This window comes from Xanthobacter sediminis, from assembly GCF_043195015.1.
In the GTDB taxonomy this organism is placed as follows: domain Bacteria; phylum Pseudomonadota; class Alphaproteobacteria; order Rhizobiales; family Xanthobacteraceae; genus Xanthobacter.
This window is the reverse complement of record NZ_JBAFWH010000004.1, coordinates 66106-81431: the sequence shown is the minus strand read 5'-3', so window position 1 is coordinate 81431 and position 15326 is coordinate 66106. Positions and strand designations below refer to the sequence as shown.

10 protein-coding genes and 1 pseudogene are annotated in these 15326 nt (G+C 69.8%); 9 read left to right on the top strand and 2 right to left on the bottom strand.

Going from position 1 to position 15326, the window contains the following annotated elements; genetic code table 11:
- The first annotated feature begins 5 nt into the window (after positions 1-5).
- From V5F61_RS06360 to mraY, 4 genes are all read left to right on the top strand, one after another.
- On the top strand, positions 6-2009 hold the full coding sequence (locus V5F61_RS06360; RefSeq protein ID WP_393987876.1) for a peptidoglycan D,D-transpeptidase FtsI family protein: 2004 nt from the start codon (positions 6-8) through the stop codon (positions 2007-2009).
- Positions 2010-2185: 176 nt separating this feature from the next.
- Positions 2186-3667, top strand: coding sequence for a UDP-N-acetylmuramoyl-L-alanyl-D-glutamate--2,6-diaminopimelate ligase (locus tag V5F61_RS06355; RefSeq protein WP_393987877.1), 1482 nt, complete (start codon positions 2186-2188; stop codon positions 3665-3667).
- Positions 3664-5097: a UDP-N-acetylmuramoylalanyl-D-glutamyl-2,6-diaminopimelate--D-alanyl-D-alanine ligase gene (locus tag V5F61_RS06350; RefSeq protein ID WP_393987878.1), complete on the top strand. Its 1434-nt coding sequence runs from the start codon at positions 3664-3666 to the stop codon at positions 5095-5097. The genes V5F61_RS06355 and V5F61_RS06350 overlap by 4 nt, the downstream gene beginning before the upstream one ends.
- A 95-nt stretch (positions 5098-5192) precedes the next feature.
- Positions 5193-6278 (top strand): phospho-N-acetylmuramoyl-pentapeptide-transferase, encoded by a 1086-nt coding sequence (gene mraY / locus V5F61_RS06345; protein WP_393987879.1) that lies wholly within the window; start codon positions 5193-5195, stop codon positions 6276-6278.
- A 68-nt stretch (positions 6279-6346) separates the two neighbouring features.
- Here the strand turns inward: mraY and V5F61_RS06340 are convergent, their stop codons facing one another.
- Positions 6347-6565, bottom strand: a complete 219-nt coding sequence (locus tag V5F61_RS06340; protein ID WP_393987880.1) for a YgaP family membrane protein — start codon at positions 6563-6565, stop codon at positions 6347-6349.
- Between the two features lie 204 nt (positions 6566-6769).
- Here V5F61_RS06340 and murD point away from each other — a divergent pair.
- Positions 6770-8155: pseudogene (murD, locus tag V5F61_RS06335) on the top strand (UDP-N-acetylmuramoyl-L-alanine--D-glutamate ligase); the annotation flags it as partial.
- Positions 8156-8590: 435 nt separating this feature from the next.
- On the opposite strand, the gene V5F61_RS06330 reads toward murD, so the two are convergent.
- Complete coding sequence (locus tag V5F61_RS06330) at positions 8591-9151, bottom strand: TetR/AcrR family transcriptional regulator (RefSeq protein ID WP_393987881.1); 561 nt, start codon at positions 9149-9151, stop codon at positions 8591-8593.
- A gap of 396 nt (positions 9152-9547) precedes the next feature.
- Here V5F61_RS06330 and V5F61_RS06325 point away from each other — a divergent pair, with 396 nt between their 5' ends.
- The 4 genes from V5F61_RS06325 to V5F61_RS06310 all read left to right on the top strand — a co-directional run bounded on the left by V5F61_RS06325 (position 9548) and on the right by V5F61_RS06310 (position 15276).
- A complete protein-coding gene (locus V5F61_RS06325; RefSeq protein ID WP_393987962.1) occupies positions 9548-11029 on the top strand; it encodes an efflux transporter outer membrane subunit in 1482 nt (493 codons plus the stop codon).
- A gap of 81 nt (positions 11030-11110) precedes the next feature.
- Positions 11111-12352, top strand: coding sequence for an efflux RND transporter periplasmic adaptor subunit (locus V5F61_RS06320; protein ID WP_393987882.1), 1242 nt, complete (start codon positions 11111-11113; stop codon positions 12350-12352).
- Positions 12353-12363: 11 nt separating this feature from the next.
- Entirely contained in the window at positions 12364-14337 is a 1974-nt protein-coding gene (locus tag V5F61_RS06315) for a MacB family efflux pump subunit (protein WP_393987883.1), read from the top strand.
- A gap of 186 nt (positions 14338-14523) precedes the next feature.
- The gene (locus V5F61_RS06310) at positions 14524-15276 is read left to right on the top strand and encodes a hypothetical protein (protein ID WP_393987884.1); all 753 of its coding nucleotides are present in this window, start codon (positions 14524-14526) and stop codon (positions 15274-15276) included.
- Positions 15277-15326: the final 50 nt, after the last annotated feature.

The window sequence follows — 15326 nt, the reverse complement described above, 5'->3', positions numbered from 1 at the left end:
TCGCCATGCCCGACACCCCTTCCGACCACACGTCCGCCGAGTTTCGCCAGCCCGATGCCGGCCGGAACCCCGCGGACGAGCCCGCGACCGACATGCCCCACGCGGAGACGCGCGCGCCCCGGCCGGCGACGGACGCCTCCGTCACCGACGCGCTCAACGGCGTGCTGATCCTCGCCGGCCGCGCCCTGGCCGGTGTCGCCCTCGCCGTCGCGCGCGCGCTCGAACGCGGCATCGAGGGGCTCGGCGCACTCACCGTGCGCGCGGTCCAGGGGCTCGGCGCGCTCGCCTATCGCGGCGGGCGCAGGACGGTACGCGGGCTGTTCGGCCTCGACCGGGGCAGCGCCGATTCGGTGGCGCGCGGCCGCATCAAGCTGGTGATGACGGTGTTCTGCCTCGTGTTCGCGGCCATCGCCGCCCAGCTCACCCACCTCGCCCTCACCTCCGACCCCGGCGCCAACCGCGGCCGCGCGACCGACGCGGTGGCCTCGGCGCGCCCCGACATCGTCGACCGCAACGGCGACATCATCGCCATCGACGTGAAGTCGCCCTCCCTGTTCGCGGAGCCCAAGCGCCTGCTCGATCCCGACGAAGCGCTGGAGGGCCTGCTGAAGATCCTGCCGGACCTCGACGTGGAGGAGACCCGCAAGCGCCTCAATTCCGGCAAGGGCTTCGCATGGCTGAAGCGGGAGATCACCCCGGCCCAGCGGCGCGCCATCCACCGGCTCGGCCTGCCCGGCATCGGCTTCCTGAGCGAGAACCGCCGCATCTATCCGGACGGCCCCATCCTGTCCCACGTCATCGGCGGCGTGAACGTGGACAACCAGGGCATCTCCGGCCTGGAGAAGTGGATCGACGGGCGCGGCCTCTCCGACCTGCACCTCGCCGGCTTCGCCACCGACCGCCAGCAGGAGCCGGTGCAGCTCTCCATCGACATGCGGGTGCAGCACGCGGTGCGCGACGAGCTCATCCGCGCCAAGGACAAGTTCTCGGCCCTGCACGCCATGGCGGTGGTGACCAACGTCAACACCGGCGAGATCGTCTCCATGGTCTCGCTGCCCGATTTCGATCCCAACGTGCCCGGCAACCCGGCCGACGATGCCTACCTCAACCGCCTCACCACCGGCGTGTACGAGATGGGCTCCACCTTCAAGGCCATGTCGTTCGCCATGGCGCTCGATTCGGGCAAGATCGGCCTCAACTCCACCTTCGACGCCCGCGCGCCGCTGCACTTCGGCCGCTTCAAGATCTCCGACTACCACGCCGAGAACCGCATTCTCTCGGTGCCGGAGATCTTCCTGGTGTCGTCCAACATCGGCACCGCCAAGATGGTGCTGGCGCTGGGTGTGGAGGCCCACAAGGTGTTCCTGAAGAAGATGGGCCAGCTCGACCGGCTGCGCACCGAGCTGCCGGAAAGCTCCCTGCCCATCGTGCCCAAGCGCTGGGGCGAGCTGAACTCGGCCACCATCGCCTTCGGCCACGGCCTCTCCGTCGCCCCCCTTCAGGCGGTGATGGCGGTGAACTCCATGGTGAACGGCGGCTACCTGATCCCGCCCACCTTCATCAAGCGCAACCAGGAAGACGCGCAGAAGGTGGCGACCCGGGTGCTGAAGACCGAGACCTCCGACAAGATGCGCTACATCATGCGCCTCAATGCGGAGAAGGGCACCGCCAAGAAAGCCGACATCACCGGCTACATGGTCGGCGGCAAGACCGGCACCGCCGAGAAGGTGGTGAATGGGCGCTATGCCAAGAACAAGCTGCTCACCTCCTTCACCGCCGTCTTCCCCATGGACAAGCCGCAGTATCTGATCCTGGTGATGCTGGACGAACCGAAGGCGACCTCCGAGACCTACGGCTTCGCCACATCCGGCTGGAATGCCGCGCCCACCGCCGGCAAGATCGTGGAGCGCATCGCCCCCATGCTGAACGTGGCGCCGCGCAAGAACCTGCCCACCGCCGACGAGATGCTGCGCGCGAGCTCCGCGCAGAAGGTCGCGGAACGGCAATAGGCGCCTCGCCCGCGAGGGCCGGGCCCGCCCAGACAGGACCGGACCGCCGCCGGACGCGCTCCCGGCGGCGGCGCCGGAACGGGCCACCCGACGGCCCCCGGCTTCCCCGCAGCGCCGCCACGAAAGGTGACAGGCGGTCACCGCAATGCCATGAACACCCGTAAGAGGAGGCTCCGATGACCCTGCACACCCTCGGATCGCTCCTCGGCGGTCACGCCCACATTCTCGCGCCCCATGCCGCCGATCTCCGGATCGAGGGGGTGACGGCCGACAGCCGCAAGGTGCGACCCGGCTTCCTGTTCGTGGCCGTGCCCGGCACCCATGCCGACGGCGCCCGCTTCATCGCCGACGCCGTGGGGCGCGGCGCCAGCGCCGTGCTCATGGAGCCGGTGGCGCCACTGCCGGCGCCGCCGCCGGGCCTCTCCTATGCCCATGTGGCGTTTGCCTTCTCGCTTGATGTCCGGCGCTCGCTGGCGCTGGCGGCAGCGCGCGCCCATCCGCGCCAGCCGGCGGTCATCGCGGCTGTTACCGGCACCGCCGGCAAGACCTCGGTCGCCTATTTCCTGCGGCAGATCTGGGAGCAGCTCGGCCACAAGGCGGCCTATCTCGGCACCATCGGCCTCGTCACCCCCGGCGGCGCCGCCTACGGCAGCCTCACCACCCCCGACCCGGTGGAGCTGCACGCCATCCTCGACGGGCTGGTGGCCAAGGGCATCACCCACATGGCGCTGGAAGCCTCCTCCCACGGGCTGGACCAGCGCCGGCTCGATGGCGTGCGCCTTACCGCCGGCGCCTTCACCAACCTGGGCCGCGACCACCTGGACTACCACCCCACGGTGGAGGCCTACTTCAAGGCCAAGCTGCGCCTGTTCACCGAGCTTCTGCCCCAGGACGCCACCGCCGTCGGCGTGCTCGACGCGCCCTATGCCCCCACCGCCCTCGCCTGGGCCGAGACGCGGGGCCTCAACACCCTCTCCTTCGGCGACGACTTCGCCGGCGCCACCATCGAGGTGCTGGACGTGAAGCCCTCCGGCGCTGGGCAGCTCATCCGCTTCGGCGGCGGGCTGGAGATCGCGCTGCCGCTGGCGGGCCGCTTCCAGGCCGACAACGCGCTGGTTGCGGCCGGCCTCGCCATGGCCTGCGGCGCCGACCGCGACGAGGCGCTGGCCGCCCTCGCCCACCTCAAGGGCGTGCCGGGCCGGCTGGAGCGGGTGGGCGACGACCCCCTGCGCCCCGTGTTCGTGGACTATGCCCACAAGCCCGAGGCCCTGGCCGCCGTGCTCGACACCCTGCGCGGGGCCGTGAAAGGCCGCCTCATGGTGGTGTTCGGCTGTGGCGGCGACCGCGACCGGGGCAAGCGCCCCATCATGGGCGCAATCGCGTCCGAGAAGGCGGACCTCGTCATCGTCACCGACGACAACCCCCGCACCGAGGCTCCCGCCGCCATCCGCGCCGAGATCCTCACCGCGGCACCCGGCGCGCGGGAGATCGCGGACCGGCGCGAAGCGATCCGCGCCGCCGTGGCGCTGATGCAGCCGGGGGACGCGCTGGTGGTGGCGGGCAAGGGCCACGAAACCGGCCAGATCATCGGCGACCGCACCCATCCGTTCTCGGATGCGGCGGAAGTCCTCGCTGCCCTCGCGGAGGTTGGAGCATGAGCACCGGCGCGCGACGCCTCTATCGCCTCGACGAGATGATCGACGCCATGGCCGCCACCGCGCGCGGCCCGGCGGCGGACGTGAGCGGCATCTCCATCGACAGCCGCACCCTCGCCCCCGGCGACGCCTTCTTCGCCATCGCCGGCGAGAATTCCGACGGGCACGACTACGTGGAGAAGGCGCTGGCGGCCGGCGCGGCCCTGGCCGTGGTGGCGCGGGACCGGGCCGAACGCTTCGCCGCCGATGCCCCCCTGCTGCTGGTGGACGACGTGCTCGCCGCCCTCGCCGCCCTCGCCCGCGCGGCCCGCGCGCGCTCGAGCGCCGGCATCGTCGCGGTGACGGGATCGGTGGGCAAGACCACCACCAAGGAGGCCCTGCGCCTCGCCCTCGGCGCCGATGGCGAGACCCATGCCTCCGCCGCCTCCTACAACAACCACTGGGGCGTGCCCCTCTCCCTCGCCCGCCTGCCGCGGGAGGCCCGCTACGGCGTGTTCGAGATCGGCATGAACCATCCGGGCGAGATCTCCCCGCTGGTGAAGCTGGTGCGCCCGCAGGTGGCCATCATCACCACGGTAGAGCCTGTGCACATCGCCCAGTTCTCCGGCATCGAGGAGATCGCCGACGCCAAGGCCGAGATCTTCGACGGGCTGGAGGCCGGCGGCGCCGCCGTGCTCAATCTCGACAATCCCCTGTTCGCGCGCATGAAGGCGACCGCCGAGGCCAGGGGCGTCTCCCGCGTCGTCACCTTCGGCGAGGCGGCCGGCGCCGACGTGCGCCTCGAAACCGTGTCGCTCCAGCCGGCCTGCTCGGTGATGGTGGTGGACGTCATGGGCACCCGCGTCACCCTCAAGGTGCCCATGCCCGGCCGCCATATCGTGCAGAACATGCTCGCGGTGCTGGCGGCGGCGAAGCTGCTCGGCGCCGATCTCGCGCTCGCGGCCATCGCGCTGTCGGAGCTCCGCCCGCCGCCGGGGCGGGGCGTGCCTGTCCCGCTTGCGGTGAAGGGCGGCGCGGCCACGCTCATCGACGAAAGCTACAACGCCAACCCGGCCTCCATGCGCGCCGCCATCGACGTCCTGAGCCGCACCCCGGTGGGCCCGCGCGGACGACGCATCGCCGTGCTCGGCGACATGCTGGAGCTGGGCGAGGACGCCCCCGCCATGCACGCCGGCCTCGCCGAGGCGCTGAAGGACGGCCGCATCGACCTCGTGTTCTGCTGCGGGCCGCTCATGCACGCCCTGTGGACCGCCCTGCCCTCCGAGCGGCGCGGCGGCTACGCCCAGCACGCCACCCACCTGGAACCCATGGTGGCCGCCGCCATCCGCTCCGGCGACACGCTCATGGTGAAGGGCTCCAACGGCAGCCGCATGGGCCCGCTGGTGAAGAGCCTTTCCGAACGCTTCCGCTCCACCGAGGACGCGCTGACTTAGCGCGCCCGCACCGCCCGCCTTCCGCTTCCCGATCTCACGCATTTCCCCCACGCGAGCCGAGGTCCGCGACGCCGGAAATGCTCCGAGGATGACCCATGCTCCAGTGGCTCGCCGAACTCCACCAGTCGCTTCCGGCCGTCAACGTGTTCCGCTACATCACCTTCCGCACCGGCGGGGCGGTGGTGACCGCGCTCCTGTTCGTCTTCCTGTTCGGACCGTCCATGATTTCCACCCTGCGGCTGAAGCAGGGCAAGGGCCAGCCCATCCGCACCGACGGGCCGCAATCCCACCTGCTCACCAAGAAGGGCACGCCCACCATGGGCGGGCTCATGATCCTGGCCGGCATCGTGGTGGCGACCCTGCTGTGGTCGAACCTCGCCAATCCCTATGTGTGGGTGGTGCTTCTGGTCACCCTGGGCTTCGGCTCCATCGGCTTCTACGATGACTATCTGAAGGTCACGAAGCAGACCCACAACGGCCTGTCCGGCAAGGCGCGCCTCGCCATCGAGGCGGTCATCGCGGGCCTCGCGGTCATCATCATCATGAACGTGGGCAAGAGCGGGCTTTCCACCTCGGTCTCCTTCCCCTTCTTCAAAGACCTGCTGCTGGACCTGGGCGTGTTCTTCGTGATCTTCGGCGGCTTCGTCATCGTGGCGGCCGGCAATGCGGTGAACCTCACCGACGGGCTCGACGGGCTCGCCATCGTGCCGGTGATGATCGCGGCCGGCACCTTCGGCTTCATCGCCTATCTCTCGGGCAACGTGGTGTTCTCGGACTACCTGCAGATTCACTACGTGGCGGGCGTCGGCGAGCTGGCGGTGGTGTGCGGCGCGCTCATGGGCGCGGGCCTGGGCTTCCTGTGGTTCAACGCGCCCCCGGCGCAGGTGTTCATGGGCGACACCGGCTCGCTGGCCCTCGGCGGCCTGCTCGGCACCGTGGCGGTGGCCACCAAGCACGAGATCGTGCTCGCGGTGGTGGGCGGCCTGTTCGTGCTGGAGGCGGTCTCGGTGATCGTGCAGGTGGCTTCCTTCAAGCTCACCGGCAAGCGCGTCTTCAAGATGGCGCCCATCCACCACCATTTCGAGCAGCTCGGCTGGACCGAGCCGCAGGTGGTCATCCGCTTCTGGATCATCGCCGTGGTGCTGGCCCTCCTCGGCCTCGCCACCCTGAAGCTGCGCTGAACGCGCGACGGACGCGAAAAGGCCCGGCGGAGATGCTCCGCCGGGCCTTTTGTTTCGGGGCCTCCCCTCTACTTGCCGCAGGTCCTGATGCCGAGCGGCACGTAGGCCGGGCAGAAGCGGAAGATGGCGGTGAGCAGCATCACGAGGCCCACCGCCCCCACCAGCCACGCCCAGCCGCCGAGCCCCGCCAGGGCCGGCACGGCGCCGCCGATGAACGGCACCAGCAGCAGAACGATCCCCACGACGAACCGCAGCACGCGGTCGATTCCACCCACATTCGGCGTCATCCGAGCCTCCTGATCCACGATATTACATTCAATGTTTTTAATGTAATCGGAAGTCAACGCCTGTTTTACCGAAGGTCACTCTGTCGCGGGCGCGGGGCCGCCCGCCGTGCGGAAGCGCTTCCCTCACGGGCCCGGCGGGATTAGACGAGGGCGCGACACCGGCCAGCCGGCTCCTGATTGCGACAGATCGAGACTTTGCCAGCCATGACTCCCCTCACCGTCTTCAAGGACCGCACCGTCGCCCTTTTCGGGCTCGGCGGTTCCGGGCTCGCCACCGCGCAGGCGCTCCAGGCGGGCGGTGCCCGCGTGATCGCCTACGATGACGCGGAGCCCTCCCGCCGCAAGGCCGGCGAGGCCGGCATCACCGTGCAGGACCTGCACGACATCGACTGGACGGTGGTGGACGCCCTCGTCCTCGCCCCCGGCGTGCCGCTGACGCACCCCAGGCCCCACTGGTCCGTGGACCTCGCGCACGCGGCAGGCGTGGAGGTGATCGGCGACATCGAGCTGTTCTGCCGCGAGCGGCAGGCCACCGCGCGGCGCTCGCCCCTCATCGCCATCACCGGCACCAACGGCAAGTCCACCACCACCGCCCTCATCACCCACATCCTGCGGGTGGCGGGGCGCGACGTGCAGATGGGCGGCAACATCGGCACCGCCATCCTCTCCCTCGCGCCGCCGAAGACCGGGCGCGTGCACGTGGTGGAGTGCTCCTCCTACCAGATCGACCTCGCCCCCTCCATCGACCCCTCGGTGGCGGTGATGCTCAACATCACCCCGGACCACCTCGACCGCCACGGCACCATCGAGAATTACGCGGCGGTGAAGGAACGCCTCATCACCGGCGTGGAGGGCGGCGGCACCGCCGTCATCGGCGTGGACGACGACTTCTCCGCCGCCATGGCGGACCGCGCCGAGCGCGCCGGCAAGAATGTGGTGCGCCTCTCCATGCGCCGGCCCCTGGCCGACGGCATCTGGCGCGAGGGCGAGACGCTGGTGGTCTCGGAAGGCGGGGCCGAGCGCTTCCGCCTCAACCTCGGCGGCATCGGCGCGCTGCGCGGCGTGCACAATGCGCAGAATGCGGCCGCCGCCTATGCCGCCGCCCGCGCGGTCGGCGTGGCACCGGAGATCATCACCGTCGCCATGGCCCGCTTTCCCGGCCTCGCCCACCGCATGGAGCAGGTGGGTGACAAGGGCGACGTCCTGTTCGTGAACGACAGCAAGGCCACCAATGCCGACGCCGCCGAGCGCGCGCTGGTGAGCTTCGAGAACATCTTCTGGATCGCCGGCGGCAAGCCCAAGGCGGGCGGCATCACCCCCCTCGCGCCCCTGTTCGGGCGCATCGCCAAGGCCTATCTCATCGGCGAGGCGGCCGAGGCATTCGCGCAGACCCTCGGCAGCGCGGTCGCGCACGAGATCACCGGCACCCTCGACAAGGCGGTAGCCGCCGCCGCGCGGGACGCGGAGGCTTCAGGCCTCGGGCACCCGGTGGTGCTGCTCTCCCCCGCCTGCGCCAGCTTCGACCAGTTCCCCAATTTCGAGGTGCGGGGCGATGCCTTCTGCGACCTCGTGAAGGCCCTTCCCGGCGTGGAGATGCGCCCGCGCGCCACGCCGCCGGCGGCGCAGGTGGAGCCCCCGCGCTCCGGCCATCCGGGCATGCCGCCCCACGGCATGCCCAAGGGCATGGGACATCCGGGCATGGGACATCCGGGCATGGGACATCCGGGAATGGGGCATGGAGGAATGGGGCATCCCGGCGCAGGGCATCCCGGAATGGGGCACGGCGGTGCGGGCCACCCCGGCGCTCCGGGCAAGGAACCCTCGGGCAGCCGCTGACGCTGTCGCCCCCGGTCTTTGACCGGCGCCAGGCGTGTTGCAGACGGTGGATTTCACCCACGAGCGGGCTTCGCCCGAACGCCGCGGGGCCTTGGCCAAAGGCCCAGAAGAACGGCGCCGAGGACGACCCGCGCGGCCTTTGCCTTAAGGTCCCCGCAGCCCTTCGCCCGCCCACGCCCAGCGGAGGCCTCAGCCGCGCGGCAGGGCGCCGTTCAGGAACAAGCGCACGCAGCGGCGGACATGGGCCCGCCGCGTCTCGGCCGGCGGCCATTCGGCCGTCCCGTCCGCCCTGGGCGCGGCGCCGAACACCATGTCCATGAGGATGCGCGCGGTCGCCGGCGCGTCGTCCAGCGTGAGGCGCCCGGCTGCTTGCTGAGCCGCGAGCCAGGCGGCGAGCTCGGCGCGGGAGCGGTCGGCGCCCATGCGCCCCAGGATCTCCCGAAGCTCGGGGAAATACGGCCCTTCCACCAGCACGAGGCGCAGCAGGGCGTGGCGGGCGCGGTCTTCCTCGGGCGTGATATCCAGGCGGAAGATGGCTTCGAGCGCCTGCTCGAGGGGCAGGTGACCATAGCCCCCCGGCAGCGCCAGCATGCTTTGCCGGTGGGCCTCCACCACCGCCTCGAACAGGTCCGCCTTGCCGGGAAAGAGCCGGTAGAGGGTACGCTTCGACATGCGGCATTCCGCCGCCACGGCATCCATGGTGGTACCGCCGTAGCCGGACAGGACGAACAGGCGGTAAGCCCCTGCCACGATGACGTCGCGCTGCGCTGCGTCAGGAATCGTCTTCGGCCGCCCCGGACCGCGCCGGCCCGCCGAAAGCTTGGAACTTTTCTGAACGGCATCCTGCGCCTTGACAGGACCGGCGCTGCGCATTCACCTCCCCCTCTCATTGACAGCGGCACCTGCCGCCAATATGGGTAATTTAAAGTTTCCTAAACAGGGTTTCCAGTGCGTTTTCCTTGCCTCCTGTGGTCACGGCCTGAGGGCGGAGGCTTTGGTCGAAACATCTGCCGAAACGTCAGCGCTGCCCGGAGCCATCGGCTTCCCGCGGGCACCGGCGCGTCGTGCCCCCACGGGGACAACCGCGTGAGCCGCTCCGTGCACCTGCCCCCTGCCCCGTCCCTCGCCGCGCGGACCTGCAAAGCCATGGCCGCCATCCGCGCATCCGGCGCGCTGGCCTTGGCCGCGCTGCTTGCCGCCTGCGCCGTGGGCCCCGACTACGCCACCCCCGCCTTCGACCTGCCCGCCCGCTGGGGGGACGCCCAGCCCAAGGGCAAGGAGCCGGCGCCGCCCGCCCTCGCCCATTGGTGGGAGCGCCTGAAGGACCCCACCCTCAATGCGCTGGTCGACACCGCCGTCGCCGGCAATCTCGATGTCGCTTCCGCGAAGGCGAAGATCCGCGAGGCGCGCGCCACCTATCGCGAGCAGGTGGGCGGCCTCTTCCCCCAGGCCGATTTCTCCGCCTCCGGCACGCGCGGGCAGAACGGCTCGCGGGTGGGCAATGATGGCACGGTGACCTTGGGTGGGCGCTACACCCAGTTCCAGGCCGGCTTCGATGCCTCCTGGGAGCTGGACCTGTTCGGCGGCAACCGGCGCGGCGTGGAGGCGGCCGGCTATGCCGCCCAGGCCGCCGAGGACGACCTGCGCGCCACCCTGCTCACCCTGGTGGGGGACGTCGCTTCCAATTACGTGGCGGCGCGCGGCTATCAGGCGCGCATTGCGCTCGCCGAGCGCACCGCCGCCTCCCAGCGCGAGACCGCCGCCCTCACCCGCACCAAGCTGGAGGCGGGCGCCGTCTCGGCGGTGGACGTCTCCAACGCCACCGGCCTTGCCGCCTCCACCGAGGCCAACATTCCCGAGCTAAAGGCGCAGCTCGCCCAGTCCATTCACCGGCTCGGCGTGCTCACCGGCCAGCCGCCCTCCGCCCTCGCGGCGCGGATCAGCCGGGGCGGTCCCATCCCCAGCCCGCGCGGCGTGGTCGCCAAGGGCGTGCCGGCGGACGTGCTGCGCAACCGGCCGGACGTGCGCCAGGCCGAGCGCGCCCTCGCCCAGTCCACCGCCCTCATCGGCCAGGCGGAGGCGGCGCGCTATCCCGCCGTCAGCCTCACCGGCAACATCAACACGCTGGGTACCAAGGTGGGCGACCTCGTGCGCGGCTCCACCATCAGCTGGACCTACGGGCCCACCCTGAGCGTGCCGGTCTTCACAGGCGGCCAGCTCAAGGCGGCGGTGGAGGTGGCGGAAGCGCAGCGCGACCAGAACTTCCTTGCCTACCACGCGTCCATCCTCACCGCCCTGGAGGATGTGGAGAACGCCGCCGTAGCCCTGAACCAGGAGCGCGCCAAGGCGGGCAAGCTCTCCCAGTCCGCCGCCGCCTACCGCGACGCCACGCGCCTTGCCCGCGCGCTCTACCAGAACGGCTCCACCAGCTTCCTGGAAGTGCTGGACGCCGAGCGCTCGCTCTATTCCGCGGAAGACTCGCTGCTGGTGAGCCAGGCCACCATCGCCACCGACTACATCGCCCTCAACAAGGCCCTCGGCGGCGGCTGGGACGGCGCCATGGACGTGACGACCCCCGCCGTGGTGGACGTGAACACCGGCCCGCACTTCGCCAAGCTGCAACCATGAGATGCCCGTGCCTCACCTTCTGACGCCGCGCGCGGCCCATCCCACCGCACGCCCCGCCTCCCGCACCGCCCGGAGGCCCCGTTGAGCGCCCCCCGCTCCGGCACACGCCGGATCATCGTCATCGGCGCGCTGGTCATCGCCGCGCTGGTCGGCCTGCTGGTGCTGAGGGACCGGATGCTCACGCCCGAGCCGGTGCGGATGATGACCGCGCCCGTCGCCCGCGGCACCATCGAGAAGACGGTGCTCGCCACCGGCACGCTCAAGCCGGCCAAGCTGGTGGCGGTGGGCGCGCAGGTTTCGGGCCGCATCACCGCCGTGAAGGTGCGCCTCGGCGACCGGGTGCGCCAGGGCGACCCGGTGGCGGAGATCGATTCCGTGCCCCAGCAGAATGCCCTGCGCACCGCCGAGGCCGCCCTCGCCGCCGCGAAGGCCCAGAAGCAGGAGAAGGAGGCGAGCCTCGTGCTCGCCGAGCAGACCCTCGCCCGCCAGAAGAAGCTGGTGCTCCAGACCGCCGTTTCCCAGGCCGATTTCGAGAGCGCGCAGGCCGAGGTCGCCACCACGCGCGCCCAGATCGCCGCCCTCGCCGCGCAGATCGCGGAGGCCGAGGTGGCGGTGGACACCGCCCGCGTGAACCTCGGCTACACCCGCATCACCGCCCCCATGGACGGCACCGTGCTCTACATCGTCAGCCAGGAAGGCCAGACGGTGAACGCGGCCCAGACCGCGCCCACCATCATCATTCTCGGCGACCTCGAGACCATGATGGTGCGCGCCGAGATCTCCGAGGCCGACGTGGTGAACGTGAAGGCCGGGCAGAAGCTCTATTTCAACATCATCGGAGATCCGGACCGGCGCTATGAGGCGACGCTCGAGTTCATCGAGCCGGCACCGGAATCCATCACCGGCGACAGCGCGGTCTCCACCACGTCCTCCTCCACCAGCAAGTCCAGCTCCTCTTCGTCCACCTCCTCCTCGGCCATCTATTATAACGGCATCTTCTACGTGCCGAACCCGGAGGGCCGCCTGCGGACCTACATGACGGCGGAGGTGCACATCATCCTCGGCCAGGCCCGGGACGTGCTCACCATTCCCTCCGCCGCCCTCGGCGCGCGCGCGCGCGACGGCAGCTACACGGTGCGCGTGCTCGGCGCGGACGGGCAGGTGGCCGACCGCGCGGTGGAAATCGGGCTCAACAACAAGAACCGCGCGGAAGTGAAGAGCGGGCTGAAGGAGGGGGAGAAGGTGGTGACCGGCCAGCTCGGCCCCGGCGCGGCGGCCCCGAGCGCGGCACGGCGCATGCCGCCCCCGCCCATGGGCCTGTGAGGACGCAAGCCATGGGCGCGCCGCTGATCGAGCTGAGCAGGCTTCGCCGGGAATATCCGGCCGGCGAGGGCGTGCTCACCGTCCTCAAGGACATCGACCTCACCATCGCGGAAGGGGAGATGGTGGCCATCGTCGGCGCCTCCGGCTCCGGCAAGTCCACGCTCATGAACATCCTGGGCTGCCTCTCGCGGCCCACCTCCGGCAGCTACCGCATCGCCGGGCGCGAGACGGCAGACCTCGACCCCGACGAGCTTGCCGCGCTCCGGCGCGAGCATTTCGGCTTCATCTTCCAGCGCTACCACCTGCTGGGCGAGCTCACCGCCCTCGGCAATGTGGAGATCCCCGCCATCTATGCGGGCTGGCACGCCTCGGCCCGCCGCGCCCGCGCGCTGGAGCTGCTGGACCGGCTCGGCATGGGTGATCGCACCGGCCACCGGCCGGGCCAGCTTTCCGGCGGCCAGCAGCAGCGCGTCTCCATCGCCCGCGCGCTGATGAACGGGGCCAAGCTGATCCTCGCCGACGAGCCCACCGGCGCCCTCGACAAGGCCTCCGGCGAGGAGGTGCTGCGCATCCTCGACGAGCTGCACGCCGAGGGGAAGACCATCGTCATCGTCACCCACGACATGAACGTGGCCGCGCGCGCCGAGCGCATCATCGAATTTTCCGACGGCGCCATCATTTCCGACCGGCGCACGGACAAGGCCCGCCGCGCGCCCGAGGCCCCGCCCGACCCGACCGAGCGCGAGGCCGCCGCTGCCGCCGCGGCCCGCTCCTGGCAGGCGCTGGCCATGCGCTTCCAGGAAGCCTTCCGCATGGCGCTGCTGGCCATGAACGCGCACCGGCTGCGCACCTTCCTCACCATGCTGGGCATCATCATCGGCATCGCCTCGGTGGTGTGCGTGGTGGCGCTGGGCGAGGGCTCGCGGCGCAAGGTGCTCGCCAACATCTCCTCGCTCGGCACCAACACGCTGGAGGTGTTCCCCGGCAAGACCTTCGGCGACATGCGATCGGGCAAGGTGACCACGCTCGTGGTCTCCGATGCGCGGGCGCTGGAGGAACAGCCCTTCGTGGCGGCGGTGACGCCCACCGTCTCCACCTCCAAGACCGTGCGCTTCGGCCCGGTGGAGGCGAGCGCGCTGGTGAACGGGGTGGGCGCGCAATATTTCGAGGCCCGCGGCAGCAAGCTGGCCCAGGGCGCCTTCTTCGACGAGGACGCCGTGCGCGCCTATGCGCAGGACGTCGTGATCGACGAGAACACCCGCAAGACCCTGTTCGCCGACTTCGCGGGCGATCCGGTGGGCCAGGTGATCCTGGTGGGCGACGTGCCCTGCCGGGTGCTCGGCATCACCGAGCCGCAGCAAGGCGGGTTCGGTTCCAGCCAGAACCTTTCGGTGTACCTGCCCTACACCACCGTGCAGGCGCGCATTCTCGGCACCACCGCGCTGCGCTCCATCACCGTGAAGGTGAGCGACGATACCGACACCGAGCTGGCCGAGACGGCGGTGACGGATCTCCTCACCCGCAGGCACGGCAAGCAGGACTTCTTCATCCTCAACACCGACGACATCCGCAAGACCATCACCTCCACCACGGAGACCTTGACCCTGCTCATTGCCGGCATTGCGCTCATCTCGCTGCTGGTGGGCGGCGTGGGGGTGATGAACATCATGCTGGTGTCGGTGTCGGAGCGGGTGGCGGAGATCGGCGTGCGCATGGCGGTGGGCGCCCGGCGCTCCGACATCCTCCAGCAATTCCTCATCGAGGCGGTGCTGGTGTGCCTCATCGGCGGGGTGCTGGGCATCGGCACCGCGCTCGGCTTCGGGGTGCTGTTCGCGCAATTGGGGTCGAACTTCACGCTGGTTTATTCGCCGGCGTCCATCGTGGTGGCGTTCGTCTCCTCCAGCCTCATCGGCGGCATCTTCGGCTTCCTGCCGGCGCGCAACGCCTCCAAGCTCGACCCGGTGGAAGCCCTCTCGCGGGATTGAGGCAGCCGGCGCCCGCCTGCAACCAGAGCGCGCGCAACCTCTGGTCAGCCATCGGGTGCCGTGATAGCGTGCCGCATCGTCAGGCGAGAGCCTGCCCCTGCCCCGCGCGGACATGATGTCCCCGCCTGTCTTCCGGCGCCGCGCGCACATGATGTGCCTGCGGCTCCCGCCTCGCAGGAGGGGCACATGGTGACCAGTGTCGGCAACAATACCACCAGCATCCTGACCCTGTTCCGCACCGGCGCGGACGGCGCCGCGGACGCGAACAGCGAAACCCTCGCCAAGATCCAGCAACTGGCGAAGGAGGCCGAGCAACTGAAGGCCGGCGCCAGCCCGGCCCAGGTGCAGGGCGCGAGCGTGGCCACCAATGCCTGGATCGGCGCCTCCGAAACCGCACAGAAAGCCACGGCAACCACCGGCACACAGACCGCCGCAACGGAGGCGACGGACACGCGCTCTGAAAAGACGCGGTATGTATACAAAACTCCCGTCCAGCTCGCCGATAGTATTCAGCAATATAATAATGCCATTATAGCGCGAGTCCAACTGCAAGCGGAACTCGGGGATAGCCAAGCGCAACTGGCGGCGACGGCCGACCCCATCGAAATCGCGCGCCTCACCAAGCGCACGGAATTTCTAGAGATATTCGCAGCTTATTACGAACAAATTTACACTGACTATCCGAGCGATATTGAGTATTCTGCTCAGATCATGAACGCAAGGATGAATATAAATGGCACCCTCCTCATCAAGAATGACGATGGGACCTATGGCCTCGGCAAATTCCGCATTACACTAAAAGATAATGGAGCCGCCGTGTATTTTTCAGATAACAAAGGCTCCATTTTTGAAAATCAGAAGCTGCTAGCGGCTGAACCCGATTCGTGGCGCGAGGCCGTTAGCACGATAAATGGAAAATTTAAGCAAATAATTTATTGATATTTTATTTATATGTTTCGGCGCTGATGCGCACCCATTAACATATGGAT

What these genes read in the sequence shown, in the direction of transcription:
- V5F61_RS06310 (WP_393987884.1), top strand. Translation starts at nt 14,524, where the DNA reads ATGGTGACCAGTGTCGGCAACAATACCACCAGCATCCTGACCCTGTTC.
- V5F61_RS06340 (WP_393987880.1), bottom strand. Translation starts at nt 6,565, where the DNA reads ATGACGCCGAATGTGGGTGGAATCGACCGCGTGCTGCGGTTCGTCGTG.
- V5F61_RS06355 (WP_393987877.1), top strand. Translation starts at nt 2,186, where the DNA reads ATGACCCTGCACACCCTCGGATCGCTCCTCGGCGGTCACGCCCACATT.
- V5F61_RS06350 (WP_393987878.1), top strand. Translation starts at nt 3,664, where the DNA reads ATGAGCACCGGCGCGCGACGCCTCTATCGCCTCGACGAGATGATCGAC.
- V5F61_RS06325 (WP_393987962.1), top strand. Translation starts at nt 9,548, where the DNA reads ATGGCCGCCATCCGCGCATCCGGCGCGCTGGCCTTGGCCGCGCTGCTT.
- V5F61_RS06360 (WP_393987876.1), top strand. Translation starts at nt 6, where the DNA reads ATGCCCGACACCCCTTCCGACCACACGTCCGCCGAGTTTCGCCAGCCC.
- V5F61_RS06315 (WP_393987883.1), top strand. Translation starts at nt 12,364, where the DNA reads ATGGGCGCGCCGCTGATCGAGCTGAGCAGGCTTCGCCGGGAATATCCG.
- mraY (WP_393987879.1), top strand. Translation starts at nt 5,193, where the DNA reads ATGCTCCAGTGGCTCGCCGAACTCCACCAGTCGCTTCCGGCCGTCAAC.